Origin of the sequence: Microbacterium sp. NPDC057741, from assembly GCF_042798735.1 — a bacterium.
In the GTDB taxonomy this organism is placed as follows: domain Bacteria; phylum Actinomycetota; class Actinomycetes; order Actinomycetales; family Microbacteriaceae; genus Microbacterium.
This window is the reverse complement of sequence record NZ_JBHVJW010000002.1, coordinates 645,476-660,638: the sequence shown is the minus strand read 5'-3', so window position 1 is coordinate 660,638 and position 15,163 is coordinate 645,476. Positions and strand designations below refer to the sequence as shown.

Annotated in this window: 16 protein-coding genes; 7 read left to right on the top strand and 9 right to left on the bottom strand. The window is 70.1% G+C overall.

Features of this window, described 5'->3' with window-relative positions; all coding sequences use genetic code 11:
* Positions 1-26: 26 nt before the first annotated feature.
* The 3 genes from ACFVDO_RS10085 (at position 27) to ACFVDO_RS10075 (ending at position 1,690) form a co-directional block, all read left to right on the top strand.
* Positions 27-560 (top strand): MarR family winged helix-turn-helix transcriptional regulator, encoded by a 534-nt coding sequence (locus ACFVDO_RS10085; protein ID WP_378858904.1) that lies wholly within the window; start codon positions 27-29, stop codon positions 558-560.
* A gap of 127 nt (positions 561-687) precedes the next feature.
* Positions 688-1,134: an SRPBCC family protein gene (locus tag ACFVDO_RS10080; RefSeq protein ID WP_378858903.1), complete on the top strand. Its 447-nt coding sequence runs from the start codon at positions 688-690 to the stop codon at positions 1,132-1,134.
* Positions 1,135-1,243: 109 nt separating this feature from the next.
* Positions 1,244-1,690, top strand: a complete 447-nt coding sequence (locus ACFVDO_RS10075) for a YdeI/OmpD-associated family protein (RefSeq protein WP_378858902.1) — start codon at positions 1,244-1,246, stop codon at positions 1,688-1,690.
* Positions 1,691-1,771: 81 nt separating this feature from the next.
* Here the strand turns inward: ACFVDO_RS10075 and ACFVDO_RS10070 are convergent, their stop codons facing one another.
* Positions 1,772-2,221, bottom strand: coding sequence for a putative immunity protein (locus ACFVDO_RS10070; RefSeq protein WP_378858901.1), 450 nt, complete (start codon positions 2,219-2,221; stop codon positions 1,772-1,774).
* On the bottom strand, positions 2,218-2,994 hold the full coding sequence (locus tag ACFVDO_RS10065) for an enoyl-CoA hydratase-related protein (RefSeq protein ID WP_378858900.1): 777 nt from the start codon (positions 2,992-2,994) through the stop codon (positions 2,218-2,220). The genes ACFVDO_RS10070 and ACFVDO_RS10065 overlap by 4 nt, the downstream gene beginning before the upstream one ends.
* Positions 2,995-3,091: 97 nt before the next feature.
* Between ACFVDO_RS10065 and ACFVDO_RS10060 the strand changes: the two genes are divergently transcribed.
* A complete protein-coding gene (locus ACFVDO_RS10060; protein ID WP_378858899.1) occupies positions 3,092-4,375 on the top strand; it encodes a threonine/serine exporter ThrE family protein in 1,284 nt (427 codons plus the stop codon).
* A 13-nt stretch (positions 4,376-4,388) separates the two neighbouring features.
* On the opposite strand, the gene mmsB is transcribed toward ACFVDO_RS10060, so the two are convergent.
* From mmsB to ACFVDO_RS10045, 3 genes are read right to left on the bottom strand one after another with little or no spacing between them, the layout of a single operon-like run.
* Positions 4,389-5,273 carry a 3-hydroxyisobutyrate dehydrogenase gene (mmsB, locus tag ACFVDO_RS10055; protein WP_378858898.1) on the bottom strand — a complete coding sequence of 295 codons (885 nt, stop codon included), beginning with the start codon at positions 5,271-5,273 and terminating at the stop codon, positions 4,389-4,391.
* A complete protein-coding gene (locus ACFVDO_RS10050; protein WP_378858910.1) occupies positions 5,270-6,463 on the bottom strand; it encodes an acyl-CoA dehydrogenase family protein in 1,194 nt (397 codons plus the stop codon). The genes mmsB and ACFVDO_RS10050 overlap by 4 nt, the downstream gene beginning before the upstream one ends.
* A gap of 2 nt (positions 6,464-6,465) precedes the next feature.
* Positions 6,466-7,971 carry a CoA-acylating methylmalonate-semialdehyde dehydrogenase gene (locus ACFVDO_RS10045; RefSeq protein ID WP_378858897.1) on the bottom strand — a complete coding sequence of 502 codons (1,506 nt, stop codon included), beginning with the start codon at positions 7,969-7,971 and terminating at the stop codon, positions 6,466-6,468.
* A gap of 266 nt (positions 7,972-8,237) precedes the next feature.
* Between ACFVDO_RS10045 and ACFVDO_RS10040 the strand changes: the two genes are divergently transcribed.
* Positions 8,238-8,684: a hypothetical protein gene (locus ACFVDO_RS10040; RefSeq protein ID WP_378858896.1), complete on the top strand. Its 447-nt coding sequence runs from the start codon at positions 8,238-8,240 to the stop codon at positions 8,682-8,684.
* Positions 8,685-8,903: 219 nt separating this feature from the next.
* Here ACFVDO_RS10040 and ACFVDO_RS10035 read toward each other — a convergent pair whose 3' ends face one another.
* The 3 genes from ACFVDO_RS10035 to ACFVDO_RS10025 all read right to left on the bottom strand — a co-directional run bounded on the left by ACFVDO_RS10035 (position 8,904) and on the right by ACFVDO_RS10025 (position 12,645).
* Positions 8,904-9,932, bottom strand: a complete 1,029-nt coding sequence (locus ACFVDO_RS10035) for a MerR family transcriptional regulator (RefSeq protein WP_378858895.1) — start codon at positions 9,930-9,932, stop codon at positions 8,904-8,906.
* Positions 9,933-10,024: 92 nt separating this feature from the next.
* A complete protein-coding gene (locus ACFVDO_RS10030; RefSeq protein ID WP_378858894.1) occupies positions 10,025-11,122 on the bottom strand; it encodes a ScyD/ScyE family protein in 1,098 nt (365 codons plus the stop codon).
* A gap of 344 nt (positions 11,123-11,466) precedes the next feature.
* Entirely contained in the window at positions 11,467-12,645 is a 1,179-nt protein-coding gene (locus tag ACFVDO_RS10025; protein ID WP_378858893.1) for a thiolase family protein, read from the bottom strand.
* 101 nt (positions 12,646-12,746) lie between these two features.
* On the opposite strand from ACFVDO_RS10025, the gene ACFVDO_RS10020 reads away from it, so the two are divergent.
* Complete coding sequence (locus ACFVDO_RS10020) at positions 12,747-12,920, top strand: hypothetical protein (protein WP_378858892.1); 174 nt, start codon at positions 12,747-12,749, stop codon at positions 12,918-12,920.
* A gap of 30 nt (positions 12,921-12,950) precedes the next feature.
* On the top strand, positions 12,951-13,766 hold the full coding sequence (locus tag ACFVDO_RS10015; RefSeq protein WP_378858891.1) for an aldo/keto reductase: 816 nt from the start codon (positions 12,951-12,953) through the stop codon (positions 13,764-13,766).
* 93 nt (positions 13,767-13,859) lie between these two features.
* On the opposite strand, the gene ACFVDO_RS10010 is transcribed toward ACFVDO_RS10015, so the two are convergent.
* Entirely contained in the window at positions 13,860-15,137 is a 1,278-nt protein-coding gene (locus tag ACFVDO_RS10010; RefSeq protein WP_378858909.1) for an alpha-galactosidase, read from the bottom strand.
* Positions 15,138-15,163: the final 26 nt, after the last annotated feature.

The window sequence follows — 15,163 nt, the reverse complement described above, 5'->3', positions numbered from 1 at the left end:
TCGAGGGTGACCGGTAACTTAGATGCATGGCGAACCGCCCCCTGCCGATCGACCCCCTCGCCGAGGCGAGGAGACAGTGGCTCGCGCACGGCTGGACCGAGGCCGCCGACGGCATGGCCGTCGTCACCTCCGTCATGCGCGCCCAGCAGCTGCTGCTCGCCAGGGTGGATGCCACGCTGAAGCCGTTCCGGCTCACCTTCGCACGCTACGAGGTGCTGCGCCTGCTGGCCTTCACCCGCACCGGATCGATGCCGCTCTCGAGCATCGTCGCCCGTCTGCAGGTGCATCCGACCAGCCTGTCCAGCACGGCCGAGCGACTGGTCCGCGACGGGCTGGCGCTGCGCGAGCCTCATCCGCACGACGGCCGTGCCGCGCTGCTCTCCCTCACGGATGCCGGGCGCGACCTCGTCGCCCGCGCGACCGAGGCTCTGAACGACCAGGTCTTCTCGCACCCCGGCCTGACCTCGGAGGACGCCTCGGACCTCGTCTCGATCGTCGCTCGGCTGCGCAAGAACGCCGGCGACTTCGCCGACCCCCGCCCGGTCCCCGACCCGCTCTGATGGCGTCGTCACCCCGTCCGCGCATCCGCCCGCTCCTCTCCGCTTGCCCGCGAGAAACGCCTCGCGGCCCGGGAAACAGTGCGAGCGGACGTTTCTCGCGCCGCCACGCATTTCTTGCGGGTGCCTGATGGCGCGGTTCGTGCTGGAACGGATCGTTCGCGCGACTCCGGCAGAGGTGTTCGACGTGTCGCTCGACGTCGGACTGCACCTGAGCTCGCAGAGCTCCCACGGCGAGCGCGTCGCCGGCGGACCGACCTCCGGGATGCTCGGTGAGGGCGACCGGATCACGTGGAGCGCCCGGCACTTCGGTGTGCGTTTCCGGATGACCTCGCTCGTGCACGACGTCGACCGGCCGCACCGGTTCCGCGACCGGCAGGTGCGCGGCCCCTTCGCCGAGTTCCAGCACACGCACGAGTTCCTCCCCGTGGCGGGCGGAACGCTGATGCGCGACGAGATCGTGTTCCGCTCCCCGTTCTGGATCCTCGGCCGCGCCGTCGATGCCCTGATCATGCGCAGTCACCTGATCCGCGTGATCACGGAGCGCAACGACGGGATCACCGCGCACTTCTCCTGACCCGCCACCGTCCGCGAGAACGCCGTGCGGCGTGAGAAACGGCGCGTGAGCACGTTTCTCTCGCGGGGGAGGCCTTTCTCGCGGGACGATGCGCGCCTAGTGTGGCGGGATGAGCGAGTTGAGACTGCGCACGACGCTTGAGCCGATGGGGCCCGCAGGAGCCATCGTGCTGGACGATGAGCAGGTCGCGTCGCTGAGCAGCGCCAAGGCGTTCCCGGTCGTCGTCGCCATCGGCGAGCGCACGGCCCGGCTGCGCCTGGCCCGCATGGGCGGCCAGAACCTCATCGGCTTCAGCAAGGCCGTTCGCGCCGATCTGGGCGTCGAGCTCGGCGACGAGTTCGACGTGATCATCGCACCGGACACCGCCGAGCGCACGGTCGAGATCCCCCAGGAGCTCGCCGACGCCTTGGCCGCCGACCCCGCGATCCGCGCCGAGTTCGAGAACCTGTCGTTCACCCGGCGCAAGGAGATGGCCAGGTCGATCGCCGAGGCGAAGCAGGAGTCGACGCGCGAGCGCCGTCTGCAGAAGGCGCTGGACGAGCTGCGCGCGCAGTGAGAAACCACTCTCTGCGCGAGAAACCACGTGGCGCATGATCTCTCGCGCAGAAGATGGTTTCTCGCGGGGTCGACGCGGCGATCAGTCCCCGTCGTAGACGTAATGCTCGAACCGTGCGGGGATCTGCGCGCGCTGCCAGGCGAGCTCCTCATCGCGGCGGTCTCGATCGCCGGGGAACGCCTTCGCGGTGTGTCGAGGCACCTGCCGGGCGTGCGCCGCCATGTGCGCCACCCCCGCCGCCTGCCCGCACACGCGGGCGGCGGCCACGGCCGCGGCATCCGTCGCCTCACGCGCAGCGGCATGGCAGGCGAACGCCCAATTGCGCACATCATCAATGTCCAGGTCGCCGCGCAGGAACGCGTAGGCGGCGTCCAGAGCCGCGCGCGGACGTGCGTCGTCCGGATGCTCGGCCAGGAACATCGGCAGCATCCGCTCGGCGCACGCCAGCGTCCAGGCGACCAGCTCGCGCCGGTCCTCCTCGGAGAGCTTCAGATCCCCGTCATCCGGCGCGGCCTCGTTCTTCTCGCTCATCGGTGCACGAAGTCCGGCTCGCGCTTCTCGCGGAAGGCGGCCATGCCCTCCTTCTGATCGGCAGTGTCGAACAGCGCGGCGAACTGCTGGCGCTCGACCTCGAGTCCCTCGGCGAGCGGCGTCTCCATCGCGGCGTCCAGCATCGCCTTCGCGGCGTGCACCGACGGCAGCGACTTCGACGCGATCGTGTCGGCGAGCTTCGTCGCCTCCCCGAGCAGATCGGATGCCGGGACGACACGCGACACCAGTCCGATGCGCTCGGCCTCATCGGCCTTGACCAGGCGCCCGGAGAGCACCAGCTCGGCGGCCTTGTAGTAGCCGACCGCACGGATCAGACGCTGCGTGCCGCCCATGCCCGGGATGACGCCGAGGTTGATCTCGGGCTGACCGAACACCGCGTTGTCGCCGGCGAGGATGATGTCGCACATCATCGCCAGCTCGCACCCGCCACCCAGCGCGTAGCCCGAGACCGCGGCGATGACGGGGGTGCGCACGGCGGCGAAGTCCCGCCACGCGCCGAAGTGGTCGGTGCCGAGCATGTCGGCGGAGGTCATGCCCTCCATCTCCTTGATGTCGGCGCCGGCCGCGAAGGCCTTCTCCGATCCGGTGACGACGATCGCGCCGATACCGGCATCCGCGTCGAAGGCCACCGCCGCGGCCGTGACCTCCTCGGCCACCTTGCTGTTCAACGCGTTCAGGGCCTGTGGCCTGTTGAGGGTGATCCAGCCCACCCGTCCTCGCTGGTCCACGAGGATCGTCTCGTACTCGGTCATGGATGCTCCCTCCGCCGCTTCATCGCGGTCCCTCCATTATCCCAGGCGTCCGGGATGGCATCGCGCGCCTGTGGAGCATCGAGTGACAATAGGGCCGATGGCACCTTCCCGCTACAGCCTGGACGCGTCCGCCCGCATCCGCGCGATCCTCGACCTCGCGATCCGCCTCGCGATGGTGTTCTGGCGCTCCGGAGCCGGCGCCCAGGAGACGACGGAGGCGATGATCGCGGTGACCAGGGCTTACGGACTGGGCCACATCGACGCCGACATCGCCCCCGGTTCCGTCACCCTGACGTGGACCAACACGAGCACCGATGAGTCGATCTCGCGGAGGCACAACCTGCCGGCGCGCCGGCTGGACTACAGCACGCTCACGGCAGTCGCCGCGCTGCATCAGCGGATCGTCGCCGGGCGGATCGAGGTGCACGAGGCGACGAGATCGCTCTCCCGCATCCGCTCCGCGCGACCCCTCACGCCCGTGCTGGTGCGCCGGCTCGGCTGGGCGCTGGTCGGCGCCGGAGCCGCGGTACTGCTCGGCGGGGGTCCGCTCGTCGCCGCGGTGGCGCTGATAGCGGCGTTCATGATCGATGCAGTCCTCGACAGTATGAGGCGACGCGGGGTGCCGCTGCTGTTCCAGACGTTTCTCGGCGGGGTGATCGGCCCCGTCGCCGCCGTGCTCGTGCGACTGGTCGACCCCGCAGCATCCGCAACGCTCGTGGTCGTCTCGACCGTGATCGTGATGCTCGCCGGCGTGACCGTGCTCGGCGGGGTGCAGGACATCCTCACGGCGTTCTACATCACCGGGCTGTCCCGGCTGATGGAGGCGATCGTCGCGACGACCGGCATCGCCGCAGGGGTGATCAGCTCGTCTCTGCTGCTGCAGCGCATCGGCGCACCGGTCGTCGTCACCGTCACCGAGGCGCGCCCGGAGCAGCTTCCGGCCGTCGCAGCTGCGGCGGCCGTGGTGATGGCGCTCGGCTTCGCGCTCGGCACGGAGATGCCGTGGCGGGCGTACTGGGGCGTCGCGCTGCTGGCCCTGATCGGCGAGGCCGCAGCCCAGCTGTGCACCCGCATCGAACTGAGCGACCTGTGGACCGCTGCCGTCGCGGCCATCGTCGTCGGCGCGTTCTCCTCCCTGCTCAGCCGCGGCACGCGCACTCCCGCCCTGCCGCTGCTCGTCGCCGCCCTGATCCCGATGCTGCCCGGACTGACGCTGTTCAACGGCCTCATGCAGCTTGCGTCCTCGTCGCTGAACGGCCTGTACGACACCTTCCTCGCGGGTGCGATCGCCGCCGCGCTGGCATCCGGATCGATCCTCGGGCACTACCTGGTGCGGATGCTGCGCGGCAGCCGCCGCGCGATGCGACTCGCCAAGCTCTGAGCCTCGGCGGGCGTCAGGACGCGTCGCGGATGTCGGTGATGATGCCCGAGAAGTCGCGGTGACCGCCCTCGCCCGCGGCGAACTCGGCGTAGATGCGCTGCGCGAGGCGGCCCATCTGCGCATCCGTCGTGGTCTGCTCGATCGCCTGCAGCGCGAGCCCGAGATCCTTCGCCATCAGCGCGCCGGCGAAGCCGGGCTGGTAGTCGCGGTTCGCGGGACTGGTGGGCACCGGACCCGGCACGGGACAGTTGGTCGTGATCGACCAGCACTGACCGGACGCCTGAGACACGACGTCGAACAGCGCCTGATGCTCGAGGCCCAGCCGCTCCCCCAGCACGAACGCCTCGGCGACGGCGATCTGCGACACCGCGAGGATCATGTTGTTGCAGACCTTCGCCGCCTGTCCGAGGCCGGGCCCGCCGCAGTGAACGATCCGCTTGCCCATCACCTCGAGCAGCGGCAGCGCGGCGGCGAAGTCCTCATCGGACCCTCCGACCATGAAGGCGAGCGTGCCGTTCTCGGCGCCGACAACGCCGCCCGAGACGGGGGCGTCGATGTTGCGGTGCCCGGCCTCGATCGCCAGCGCGTGCGCGGTCTGCGCCTCGTCGACGGCGATCGTGGACGACTCGATGAACAGGGTGCCGGGGTCCGCGGCGGCCAGCAGGCCGTCCTGATACGCGGCGATCACGTGCTTTCCCGCGGGGAACATCGTGCTGACCACCTCGGCACCGGCGACCGCGTCGATGCCGAACGAGGCGATCGGCACACCCGCCGCCGACGCCGCATCGACCGCGGCGGGAACCGGGTCGTAGCCGATCACGTCGTGCCCGGCCTTGACCAGGTTCACGGCCATCGGCAGGCCCATGTGACCGAGACCGAGGAAAGCGATGCGGGTCATGACCCGCTCCGCATCTGGGTTCCGCCGCTGCGCTGGAGCGAAGCGGATCCGGCGGGGCGCAGCATCTCGCGTCCGACGATGAGTCTCATGATCTCGTTCGTCCCTTCCAGGATCTGATGCACCCGCAGATCACGGACGACCTTCTCGATCCCGTAATCCTGAAGGTACCCGTACCCGCCGTGCAGCTGAAGGGCTCTGTTGGCGACATCGAACCCGGCATCCGTCGCGAAGCGCTTGGCCATCGCGCAGCGCATCGTGGCATCCGGCGCCTTCTCGTCGACGGCCTGCGCGCCGTCACGCACCATCAGGCGCGCGGCCTGCAGGTCGGTGCGCATGTCGGCGACCGCGAACAGGATGGACTGCTTCTCGGCGAGCGGCTCGCCGAACGCCTCGCGCTCGTGCACGTACTGCACGGCCTTCTCCAGCGCCCACTGAGCGCCGCCGAGAGAGCAGGCGGCGATGTTCAGCCGTCCGCCGTTCAGCGCCGACATCGCGATCGCGAATCCGCGGCCCTCGTCGCCGAGCATGGCGGATGCCGGCACCCGGACGCCGTCCAGGATCACCTGGCGCGTGGGCTGTGCGTGCCATCCCATCTTCTTCTCCGGCGCACCGAAGGAGATGCCCGCAGCGTCCGCGGGCACGATGAACGCGCTGATGCCACCGGCGCCGGGAGCGCCGGTGCGCGCCATCACCACGTACACGCCGGCCTCGCCTGCGCCCGAGATGAACTGCTTGACACCGGTGAGCAGGAAGTCGTCGCCGTCGCGGACCGCGCTGGTGGCGATCGCCGCGGCATCCGATCCCGCGCCGGGTTCGGTGAGGCAGTACGAGCCGAAGACCTCCATCGCTGCCAACTGCGGCACCCACTCGGCGCGCTGCGCCTCGGTGCCGAACGTGTCAATCATCCACGCGACCATGTTGTGGATGGAGATGTACGAGGCGATCGTCGGGTCGCCCTTGGCGAGTTCCTCGAAGATTGCGACGGTGTCGACGCGGGAGAGCTCGGTGCCGCCGAACTCCTCGCGCACGTAGATGCCGCCCAGACCCAGCTCGCCGGCCCGGTGCAGGGTGTCACGCGGGAAGAGATGCTTCTCGTCGCGCTCGATCGCGTGCGGAGCCAGCTCGGTCTCGGCGAAGTCGCGCACCGCGCCGAGGATGGCCTCGCGCTCCTCCGTGGTCGTCGTCACCATGGTCATCGGTGGTCTCCCGTCGGGATCACGAAGCTGGCGCCGTCACGGATGCCCGACGGCCAACGGCTGGTCACGGTCTTGGTCTTCGTGTAGAAGCGGAAGCCGTCGGCGCCGTGCTGATTCAGGTCGCCGAAGCCGGACGCCTTCCAGCCGCCGAAGGTGAAGTAGGCGATCGGGACCGGAATCGGGATGTTCACGCCGACCATGCCCACGTTCACGCGGGCCGCGAAGTCGCGCGCGGCGTCGCCGTCGCGCGTGAAGATGCCCACACCGTTGCCGTAGGGGTTGTCGGATGCCAGTGCCAGCGCCTCGTCGTAGTCGGCGGCGCGGACCACCGAGAGCACCGGCCCGAAGATCTCCTGCTGGTAGATCGACATGTCAGTGGTGACGTGGTCGAAGAGGGTGGGGCCGAGGTAGAAGCCGTTCTCGCGGCCGGGGATCGTGATGCCGCGGCCGTCGGCGACCAGGGTCGCCCCGGCATCCACGCCCTCCTGGATGAGCCCTTCGACGCGGGCCTTCGCTGCTGCGGAGACCAGAGGGCCGTAGTCGACGCCCGGCTCGAGACCAGGGCCGACCTTCAGGCCGGCGAGTCGCTCGGTGAGCTTGGCGACCAGAGCGTCGGCGGTCTCCTCGCCGACCGGGACGGCGACCGAGATCGCCATGCAGCGCTCACCGGCCGAGCCGTACCCGGCGCCGATGAGGGCGTCGGCGGCCTGGTCGAGGTCGGCGTCGGGCATGACGACGAGGTGGTTCTTCGCGCCGCCGAAGCACTGCGCGCGCTTGCCGTTCGCCGCCGCGGTCGCGTAGATGTACTCCGCGATCGGAGTTGAGCCGACGAAGCCGACGGCCTCGATGCGCGGGTCGGTGAGGATCGTGTCGACCGCCTCCTTGTCGCCGTGCACGACGTTGAGGATGCCGGCGGGCAGACCCGCTTCCATGAACAGCTCAGCCAGGCGCACCGGCACGGAGGGGTCGCGCTCGGAGGGCTTCAGCACGAAGGCGTTGCCGCTCGCGATCGCGGGGCCGGCCTTCCAGAGCGGGATCATCGCGGGGAAGTTGAACGGCGTGATACCGGCCACCACGCCGAGCGGCTGGCGCATCGAGTACACGTCGATGCCGGTGCCGACCTCGGTGGAGTACTCGCCCTTGAGCATGTGCGGGGCGCCGATGCAGAACTCGATCACCTCGAGGCCGCGGATGACGTCGCCCTTCGCGTCCTCGAAGGTCTTGCCGTGCTCGCTGGAGAGCAGGCGGGCCAGCTCGTCCATGTTCTGGTTCACGAGGTCGACGAACCGCATCATCACGCGTGCGCGCTTCTGCGGGTTGGTCGCGGCCCAGGCCGGCTGCGCAGCGGCGGCGTTCGCGATGACCTGCTGCACCTCGGCGGCGGAGGCCAGCGGCACACGGGCCTGCACCTCTCCCGTGCTGGGGTCGAACACGTCGGCGAACCGGCCCTCCTGGGGCTCGAAGTGCGATCCGCCCACGAAATGCGGGATTGTACGAGTCATTGTGCGACGCTCCTCTGTGCCCTCTTTGGCACAGTGACCACCATACTCGGGTTTCCGGGCAGATAGTAGGGATTCCTAGTATCTGCCCGTCCTCCCGCTTTCGAGTCGCGCAACTTGCTGCATCCGGCCCACGAGAACCGCGATTCGCGCGATTCGAGACGGCGGACGGTCACTCGTCCTCCACAAGCTCAACCGGCGGGGAGGTTCTCCACAGACCAGGGAAACGCTGGGCTGGCCCAGTACGCCGTGCGACCAGGGTGGTTCGCATGACGCATTCCGAAGAATCCGTGCGCGACCGAGTCCTGCACACAGACGACCAGCTCTCCGACCTGATCGAGCTGCTGCTGCAGCGCGCGAACCGGCGGCAGCTGTGGCTGCTGTTCATCGACGACCGCGGATGCCTCGGCGACCCGGTCATGCCGATGGCCGACTACCCCGAGGACCCGCTCGAGACCGTGCGCGTGGAGGACCTCGGCGAAGTGGCCCACTCGAACCTGCTGATGCACCGGATCGCTGCCCTGCTCGAGATCACCGGCAATGCCCAGGTCGTGCTGGTCTGGGAGCATCCCGGTCGGGAATCGGTGCGGAAGATCGATCGTGCCTGGGCACGTGCAATGGCCGAACAGGCCGCCGACCTCGGCATCCCCCTGCGGGCGCAGTTCACGCTCTACGGCCGCGGTGTCCGCCAGCTGCACCCGGACGACTACCTCTGAACCATGGGACGGTCGCACGTTGCGCGATCGAAAGGGAACTCGCGGATTCCGTTCACCGACCCGTAACCTGCGCCGCGTAGAACTGAAGGACGCGAACGACTCAGACCGGAAGGGCGTCGCCTTCGCGTCGCGGTGAGCTCGGCTCCCGCCGCGGTCCGTTTCGACCGCGAAGACCCCCGCCGAATCGGGTCGGCGGGGGTCTCCTCCGTCTGGCTCCGATCAGCCCTCGACGTCGATGAGCACGAGGGCGTGGTTGTCCGGCTGGCCGGCATCGCGTACGGCGGCGGCCACCGCGTCTGCCGCGGCATGTGTGTCGTCCTCTGCCAGCAGCCGGCCGAGGCGCTCTGCGGGGAACAGCGCGTGCACGCCGTCGGTGGTCAGCACCAGCCGGTCACCGCGCTGCACGGTGATCCCGACGACGTCGGGGTCGGTGAGCAGACCCGCGGCGAGCGCGCGGTTGAGCACCGCACGGCGAGGATGCAGCCGCGCCTCCTCCTCGGAGAGGCGCCCGTCCTCCAGGAGAGCGGCGACCTCGGTGTGGTCGGTCGTGAGCTGGCGCAGCACGCCGTCGCGCATCAGCCAGGCCCGGGAGTCTCCGAGGTGCGCGACGGTGGCGATGTCGCCCTTCAGCGTCACCGCCGTGAAGGTGCTTCCGCGTCCGTCGTCCGGAAGCTCTGTGGCACACTCCGCCGCGAGCGCGTCCCAGCGTTCGGCGCCGATCGGCCCCGATTCGGATGCCAGGTGCCGGACGAACGCCTCGGCGACGGACGGGGTTCCGTGGAACCCGTCGGCGACGGCCCAGAGATCGTCGCCGAGGTGGACGGCGTCCAGCTGCTCGTCGCGCGCTCCCCTGCCGAGGACATGGGCCACGCGCGTGCGAGGGGTTCGTGTGGTGGTCATGGTGCTCTCCTTCGATCGAAGGTCGGCGACGAGAGCAGACACCTGGGTCCGACGGGAGCGCACATCCGCCTCGGTCTGACGCCAGAACGACGTCAGCTCTGCGGCGATCGCGGCCGGCGGAAGCTCCAGCGCCGCGCGGATGCGCTCCAGCGGCATCCCCACCCGGCGCAGCGCGGCGATCAGCCTTGCCCGTTCCAGCTGGTCCGTCGCGTAGAGCCGGTACCCGGTGCGGTCGTCCACCTCGGCAGGAGGCAGCAGATCGAGGTCGTCGTAGATCCGCAGTGCCTTGGGCGTGAGCCCTGCTGCGCGTGCGAAGTCGCCGATCGACATCCGTTCCATGCGCTCCATCATGCCTCTCGTCACCATCGGCGGATCTCGCCGACCGCACAAGAGTGATCTCTGCCCCCGGGGCAAGGTCAAGCCGCCCGAAGGAGAGGGAATCAGTGCTTGACGTTCGCCTGCACCTTCACCTTGCCGTTCGAGATGCTCACGATCGTGCCGGGAGCGGGCGGATCCTCATTGCCCATGCTCGCCGCCCAGACCGTGCCGTTCGGTGCGGTCTCGACTGCGACGGCGCCGGGCAGCGCGGCGAAGGTGCGCGTGGTGTGCGCGCCGGTCACCTCGGTGACCTTGCCGCCGAACAGCTCTGTGACGTAGATCCGTCCGTCTTTGCCCAGGGCGAGGTTCGTCGCGCCGAGGAACCCTCCGGCCAGCCATTCGCTGTCGCCCGTCTCGGGGTCGACCCGCCAGAGCGCTCCGCGGGCGCCCAGCGCGGCGCTCTCGGGCCCGCCGGGCAGCGTCGTCACGTACAGCATCCCGTCCGGCCCTGCCTCGACATCGGTCGGGACGGGTTCGAAGTCATAGGTCGTGCCGACCAGGCACTCCGGCATGCCGAGCTCGGTGACGGCCGCCTCGGTGATCTTCGCGGACTGCGGCGGCAGCACCGCCAGCGTGCTGACATGACCGGAGTCGTCGACCTGGAACAGGGCGTTCGCCCCGGCATCCGCCACGACCCATCTGCCGTTCCAGCTCGCCACGCTGTAGGCGTGGGAGTCAATCGTGCCCTCGTACTGCGGCCCGAGCGCGCCCAGCACGCACGGGTCCTCGCTCTCCGGACCATAGGTGTTGATCTGGTCCGGATTGTGCGCGACCTCCCACGCATGCGTGTCCGCGTAGATGCGGACGCCCTTCGGCGTGCGGATGTTCAGTCCGCTGGCCGTGTTGATGAACTCGGGCATCTGCGTGTGCGTGGACGTGTACGCCAGCCACTTGCCGCGCACGGCCACACCGGACAAGCCGTCGACGCCGGTGACGATCGGCGCGATCGACCCGTCGGGCTGCAGCTGGCCGAGCGTGCCGGTGCCGCCGTCGGCGACGAGCACCCGCGGTCCGTCGACCTCGAGGCTGAAGGGCGCGGCGAGCTGCGTCGACCACACCTCCGGCGGGGGCGGATCGGATGCCGCCGACGCGAGCGTCGGAGCGATCAGGACCAGGGCCGCGGCGGCCCCCGACGCGGCGAATACACGAGTTGTGCGCATGGACGACTCCCCATTCCCGGCCTGGGCACCCCTGCCCGGCCGTGCTCAGCCGGGCTGATCTCCCCCGAGACGCCCGGATGCCGCGAACCGCCCCCAGTGGCGATCCACGCCGTCATTCTGCGCCCGGGAGACGCCCCGCGCAACGGGTTCTCGAGGAATCCCCACTTCTGCCGGGGTCAGCGTCGCTCGGTTCCCGTTCCGATCGGCCCGCCGTGGCCGCGAGAACCTCCCGAGATCTGTGCGACCTCCCGACTTCTGCGCGAGACCTCGTGCAGGAACATCGGTCTCGTGCGGGAGTCAGGAGGTCGGCTGGATCTCGCGCCAGGACAAGGGGAGCCGGATGATCAGAGCCGCTCGAGGATGAGGGCGTTCGCCATGCCGCCGCCCTCGCACATCGTCTGCAGGCCGTACCGGCCACCGGTCGCCTCGAGGTGGTCGAGCAGTGTGCCGAGCAGGCGGGTGCCCGACGAGCCGAGCGCGTGTCCGAGAGCGATCGCCCCTCCGCGCGGATTGAGCTTCGCGATGTCGGCACCGAGCTCAGCGGCCCAGGCCAGCGGCACCGAGGCGAACGCCTCGTTCACCTCATAGGCGTCGAGATCGGAGATCGCCAGTCCGGCCTTCTCGAGCACCCTGCGGGTGGCCGGGATGGGGCCGGTGAGCATCATCAGCGGGTCGTCTCCGATCACGTCGAAGGCGCGGAACCGCGCGCGGGGGCGCAGCCCCAGGGCATCCGCCCTCTCCGCGCTCATCAGCAGAGCCGCGGATGCCCCGTCGGTGAGCGGGGAGGAGTTGCCCGGCGTGACCTTCCAGTCGATCTCGGGGAACCGCTCGGCCATCGCGTCAGTGCGGAAGGATGCCGGCAGACCGGCCAGCTTCTCGACGGCGGTGCCCTCCCTGACGGTCTCATCGGTGGTGGCATCCGGCGCCTCGGCGACCGGAACGGTCGTGCCTGCGAAGAAGCCGTCGTGCCAGGCGGCCGCTGCGCGGGCGTGCGACTCGGCCGCGAAGGCGTCGAGATCGTCGCGGCTGAGGTTCCAGCGCTGCGCGATGAGCTCGGCGCTCACGCCCTGGTTCACCAAGCCCTGCGGGTAGCGGGCACGCAGGCGCGGCGACATCGGCGACCCGCCTGCCGCGGACGATCCGAGCGGCACGCGGCTCATCGACTCGACCCCGCCGACGAGCACGGCGTCATAGGCGCCGGCGGCGATCCCCTGCGCGGCGAAGTGCACGGCCTGCTGGCTCGATCCGCACTGCCGGTCGATGGTCGTGGCCGGGATGTTCTCGTTGAACCCTGCGGCGAGCACGGCCTGGCGCGCGATGTTCATGGCCTGATCGCCGACCTGGCTGACGCAGCCCAGCAGCACGTCGTCGAGCTGCCCTGATTCGAGCCCGTTGCGCTCCAGGATCGCGGTGAGCACGCCGGCCGCGAGATCGACCGGATGCACACCCGACAGGGACCCACCCGGCTTGCCGCGCCCCACCGGGGTGCGGACGACATCGACGAGGACGGCTTCGCTGCTCATGACTCCATTCTCACCCGCACCGCTCCGACCGGCGCGCCGTCCCAGGTATCACCGCGCCCCTTGGCGCCTCCTTGCCTTCATAACCGTCAGAGGGGGACATCATGTGCGTTCCAGTGAAGTGGGTGGAGAAGCACGACGACAGGCATCTCACCGTCTCGGCGATGCCGTACAGCCCGGCCGGCGATCGGACGGACAGCGGCGCCGTCGCTGTCGACGCGGCAAGGCGCGTCACCGCCGGCCGGAACACCGAGAGCCTGAGCTGGGCGATCGCCTGAGCCGCGGTGGGGGCGCCGTACCGTGGAACCATGAGCATCCGATTCCCGCATGGGCCGGTCGTCCCCGAGATCGGCATCGGCACCTGGTTCGTCGGCGACGACCCGGCGCGAAGACACGATGAGATCGCCGCGATCCGCGCTGGGCTGGATGCGGGGCTCACCGTCGTGGACACCGCGGAGATGTACGGCGATGGCCGCTCCGAGGACCTCGTGGGCGAGGCGATCGAGGGCCGGCGCGACGAGGTGTTCCTGGTCAGCAAGGTGCTTCCCTTCAACGCGGATGCCGCGGGCGTGCGCCGCGCGGTGCATGGCAGCCTCGGGCGACTGGGTACCGACCGGCTCGATCTCTATCTGCTGCACTGGCGCGGCGCCGTGCTCTTCGAGGAGACGGTCGCCGCGTTCGAGCGGCTGGTCGCCGACGGCGACATCCTGTCCTGGGGCGTCAGCAACCTCGACCCGGACGACATCGCCGAGCTGCCCGAGGGCGCGGCGACCGATCAGGTGCTCTACAACCCGATCCGCCGAGGCCCCGAGGTGGACCTCTTCCCGATGCTGCGCGAGCTCGGCATCCCTGCCATGGCGTACTCGCCGCTCGAGCAGGCTCGGCTGCTGGACCATCCCGCACTCGCCGAGCTCGCGGCATCCGCCGGTCTCACACCCGCGCAGCTCGTGCTCGCCTGGGTGGTGCGCTCGGGCGATGTACTCGCCATCCCGAAGGCCGGGTCCGTGGCCCATGCCCAGGAGAACGCCGCGGCTCTCGGCGTCGTGCTTGCCGCCGATGTACTCACCGAGATCGACCGGGTCTTCCCGGCCCCGCAGCATCCGGTGCCGCTCGAGATGCTCTGACCGGACCTTCGGGTCTTCTGTTGCGGCCGCTCGGGTCGGCGTTCGGCACGCCTGGCGCCGGCATGCCGTGACGAGCCGCGACCGAGCGGCGGGCTACGGGCGCTGCCGGAGCAGGGCGGCGCCGTGCGGCTGCAGCGCCACACGCAGCGCGGCGCTGCCGGGCGCGACACCGCGTGCGGCATCGCTCTGCACTGCCACCGGTGCGAGAGGAATCTCGCACCCCGACCACAGCTCCACGATCGATCCGGATGCCGCGAACCCGATGCTCCCGGTATCCAGCACCGCGTCCAGCGGAGCCTCGCCAAGGTTGAACGCCGCGGCGTACCGCTCCCCACCGGGGCTGTCGGCCGTCCACAGCACGAGCGGTCCCTCGCGGAACACCTCGCGGCTTCCGGTCGATCGCAGCGCCGCGAGCGCGTCCGCGTTCCGGAACAGCGCCACCGTCGTCGGGTCGCTCAGCGTCAGGTCGCCGCCGATCATCAGCGGCGAGCGCGCGATGATCCACAGCGTCAGCAGCGTGACGCGCTCATCGGGTGTGAGCAGGTCGTCGCGCGGATCGCCGCGCTCGGCACGGATGCCGATCCGCCCGAGCGGGAGCATGTCGCCGTCCGGCCACCCGGCGTCGCCGGCGTGCGGTGCCCAGCGCGCGAATCGGGCGAAGTTCGCCTCGACGTCGTCCCATCTGTCCCACAGGTCGTCGCAGATGCGCCACATCGTGGCGTGCTCGCGCAGATGAGGGAGCCGCTCCAGCGACAGGTCTCGGCCCGGCGACAGGCTCAGCTCGATCGCGCGACCGCTGCGCCGGATCGCCTCCGCGTACGCCTCGATGTCGGCGCGCTGGTACGGCCAGAGCATGTCGTCGGCCTTGATGAAGTCGACGCCCCACTGCGCATACAGCGCCAGCGTCGAGTCATAATAGGCCTGCGCCGCCGGATGCCTGTGGTCCAGGCCCAGCATGTCGGGGTTCCACTCGCACCTGTTCGTGACATCGGCGACATCCGCCGCCGTGGTATCCGTACCGAGGATCGGCAGGTTCTGAGCCACCGCCCGGCGCGGGATGCCGCGCATCGCATGGATGCCGAAGCGCAGCCCCAGCGCGTGGATGCGCTCGGCGAGCGGAGCGAACCCCTCTCGCCCGGCCGCACTCGGGAACCGCGCCGGATCGGGCATCAGCCGGCCCCACTCGTCCAGATGCAGCGGGGCATCGGCGTTGTAGCCGTGCGCGCGTGCGGTCGGGTCCGACCAGGCGATGTCGATCACGACCGTGTCCCAGCCGAACCGCAGCAGGTGCTCCGCCATGAACTCGGCGTTCGCGAGCACCTCCGCCTCGGTCACGGTGGTGCCGTAGCAGTCCCAGCTGTTCCAGCCCATCGGCGGGCCCTGGCGAGGCGTGATCT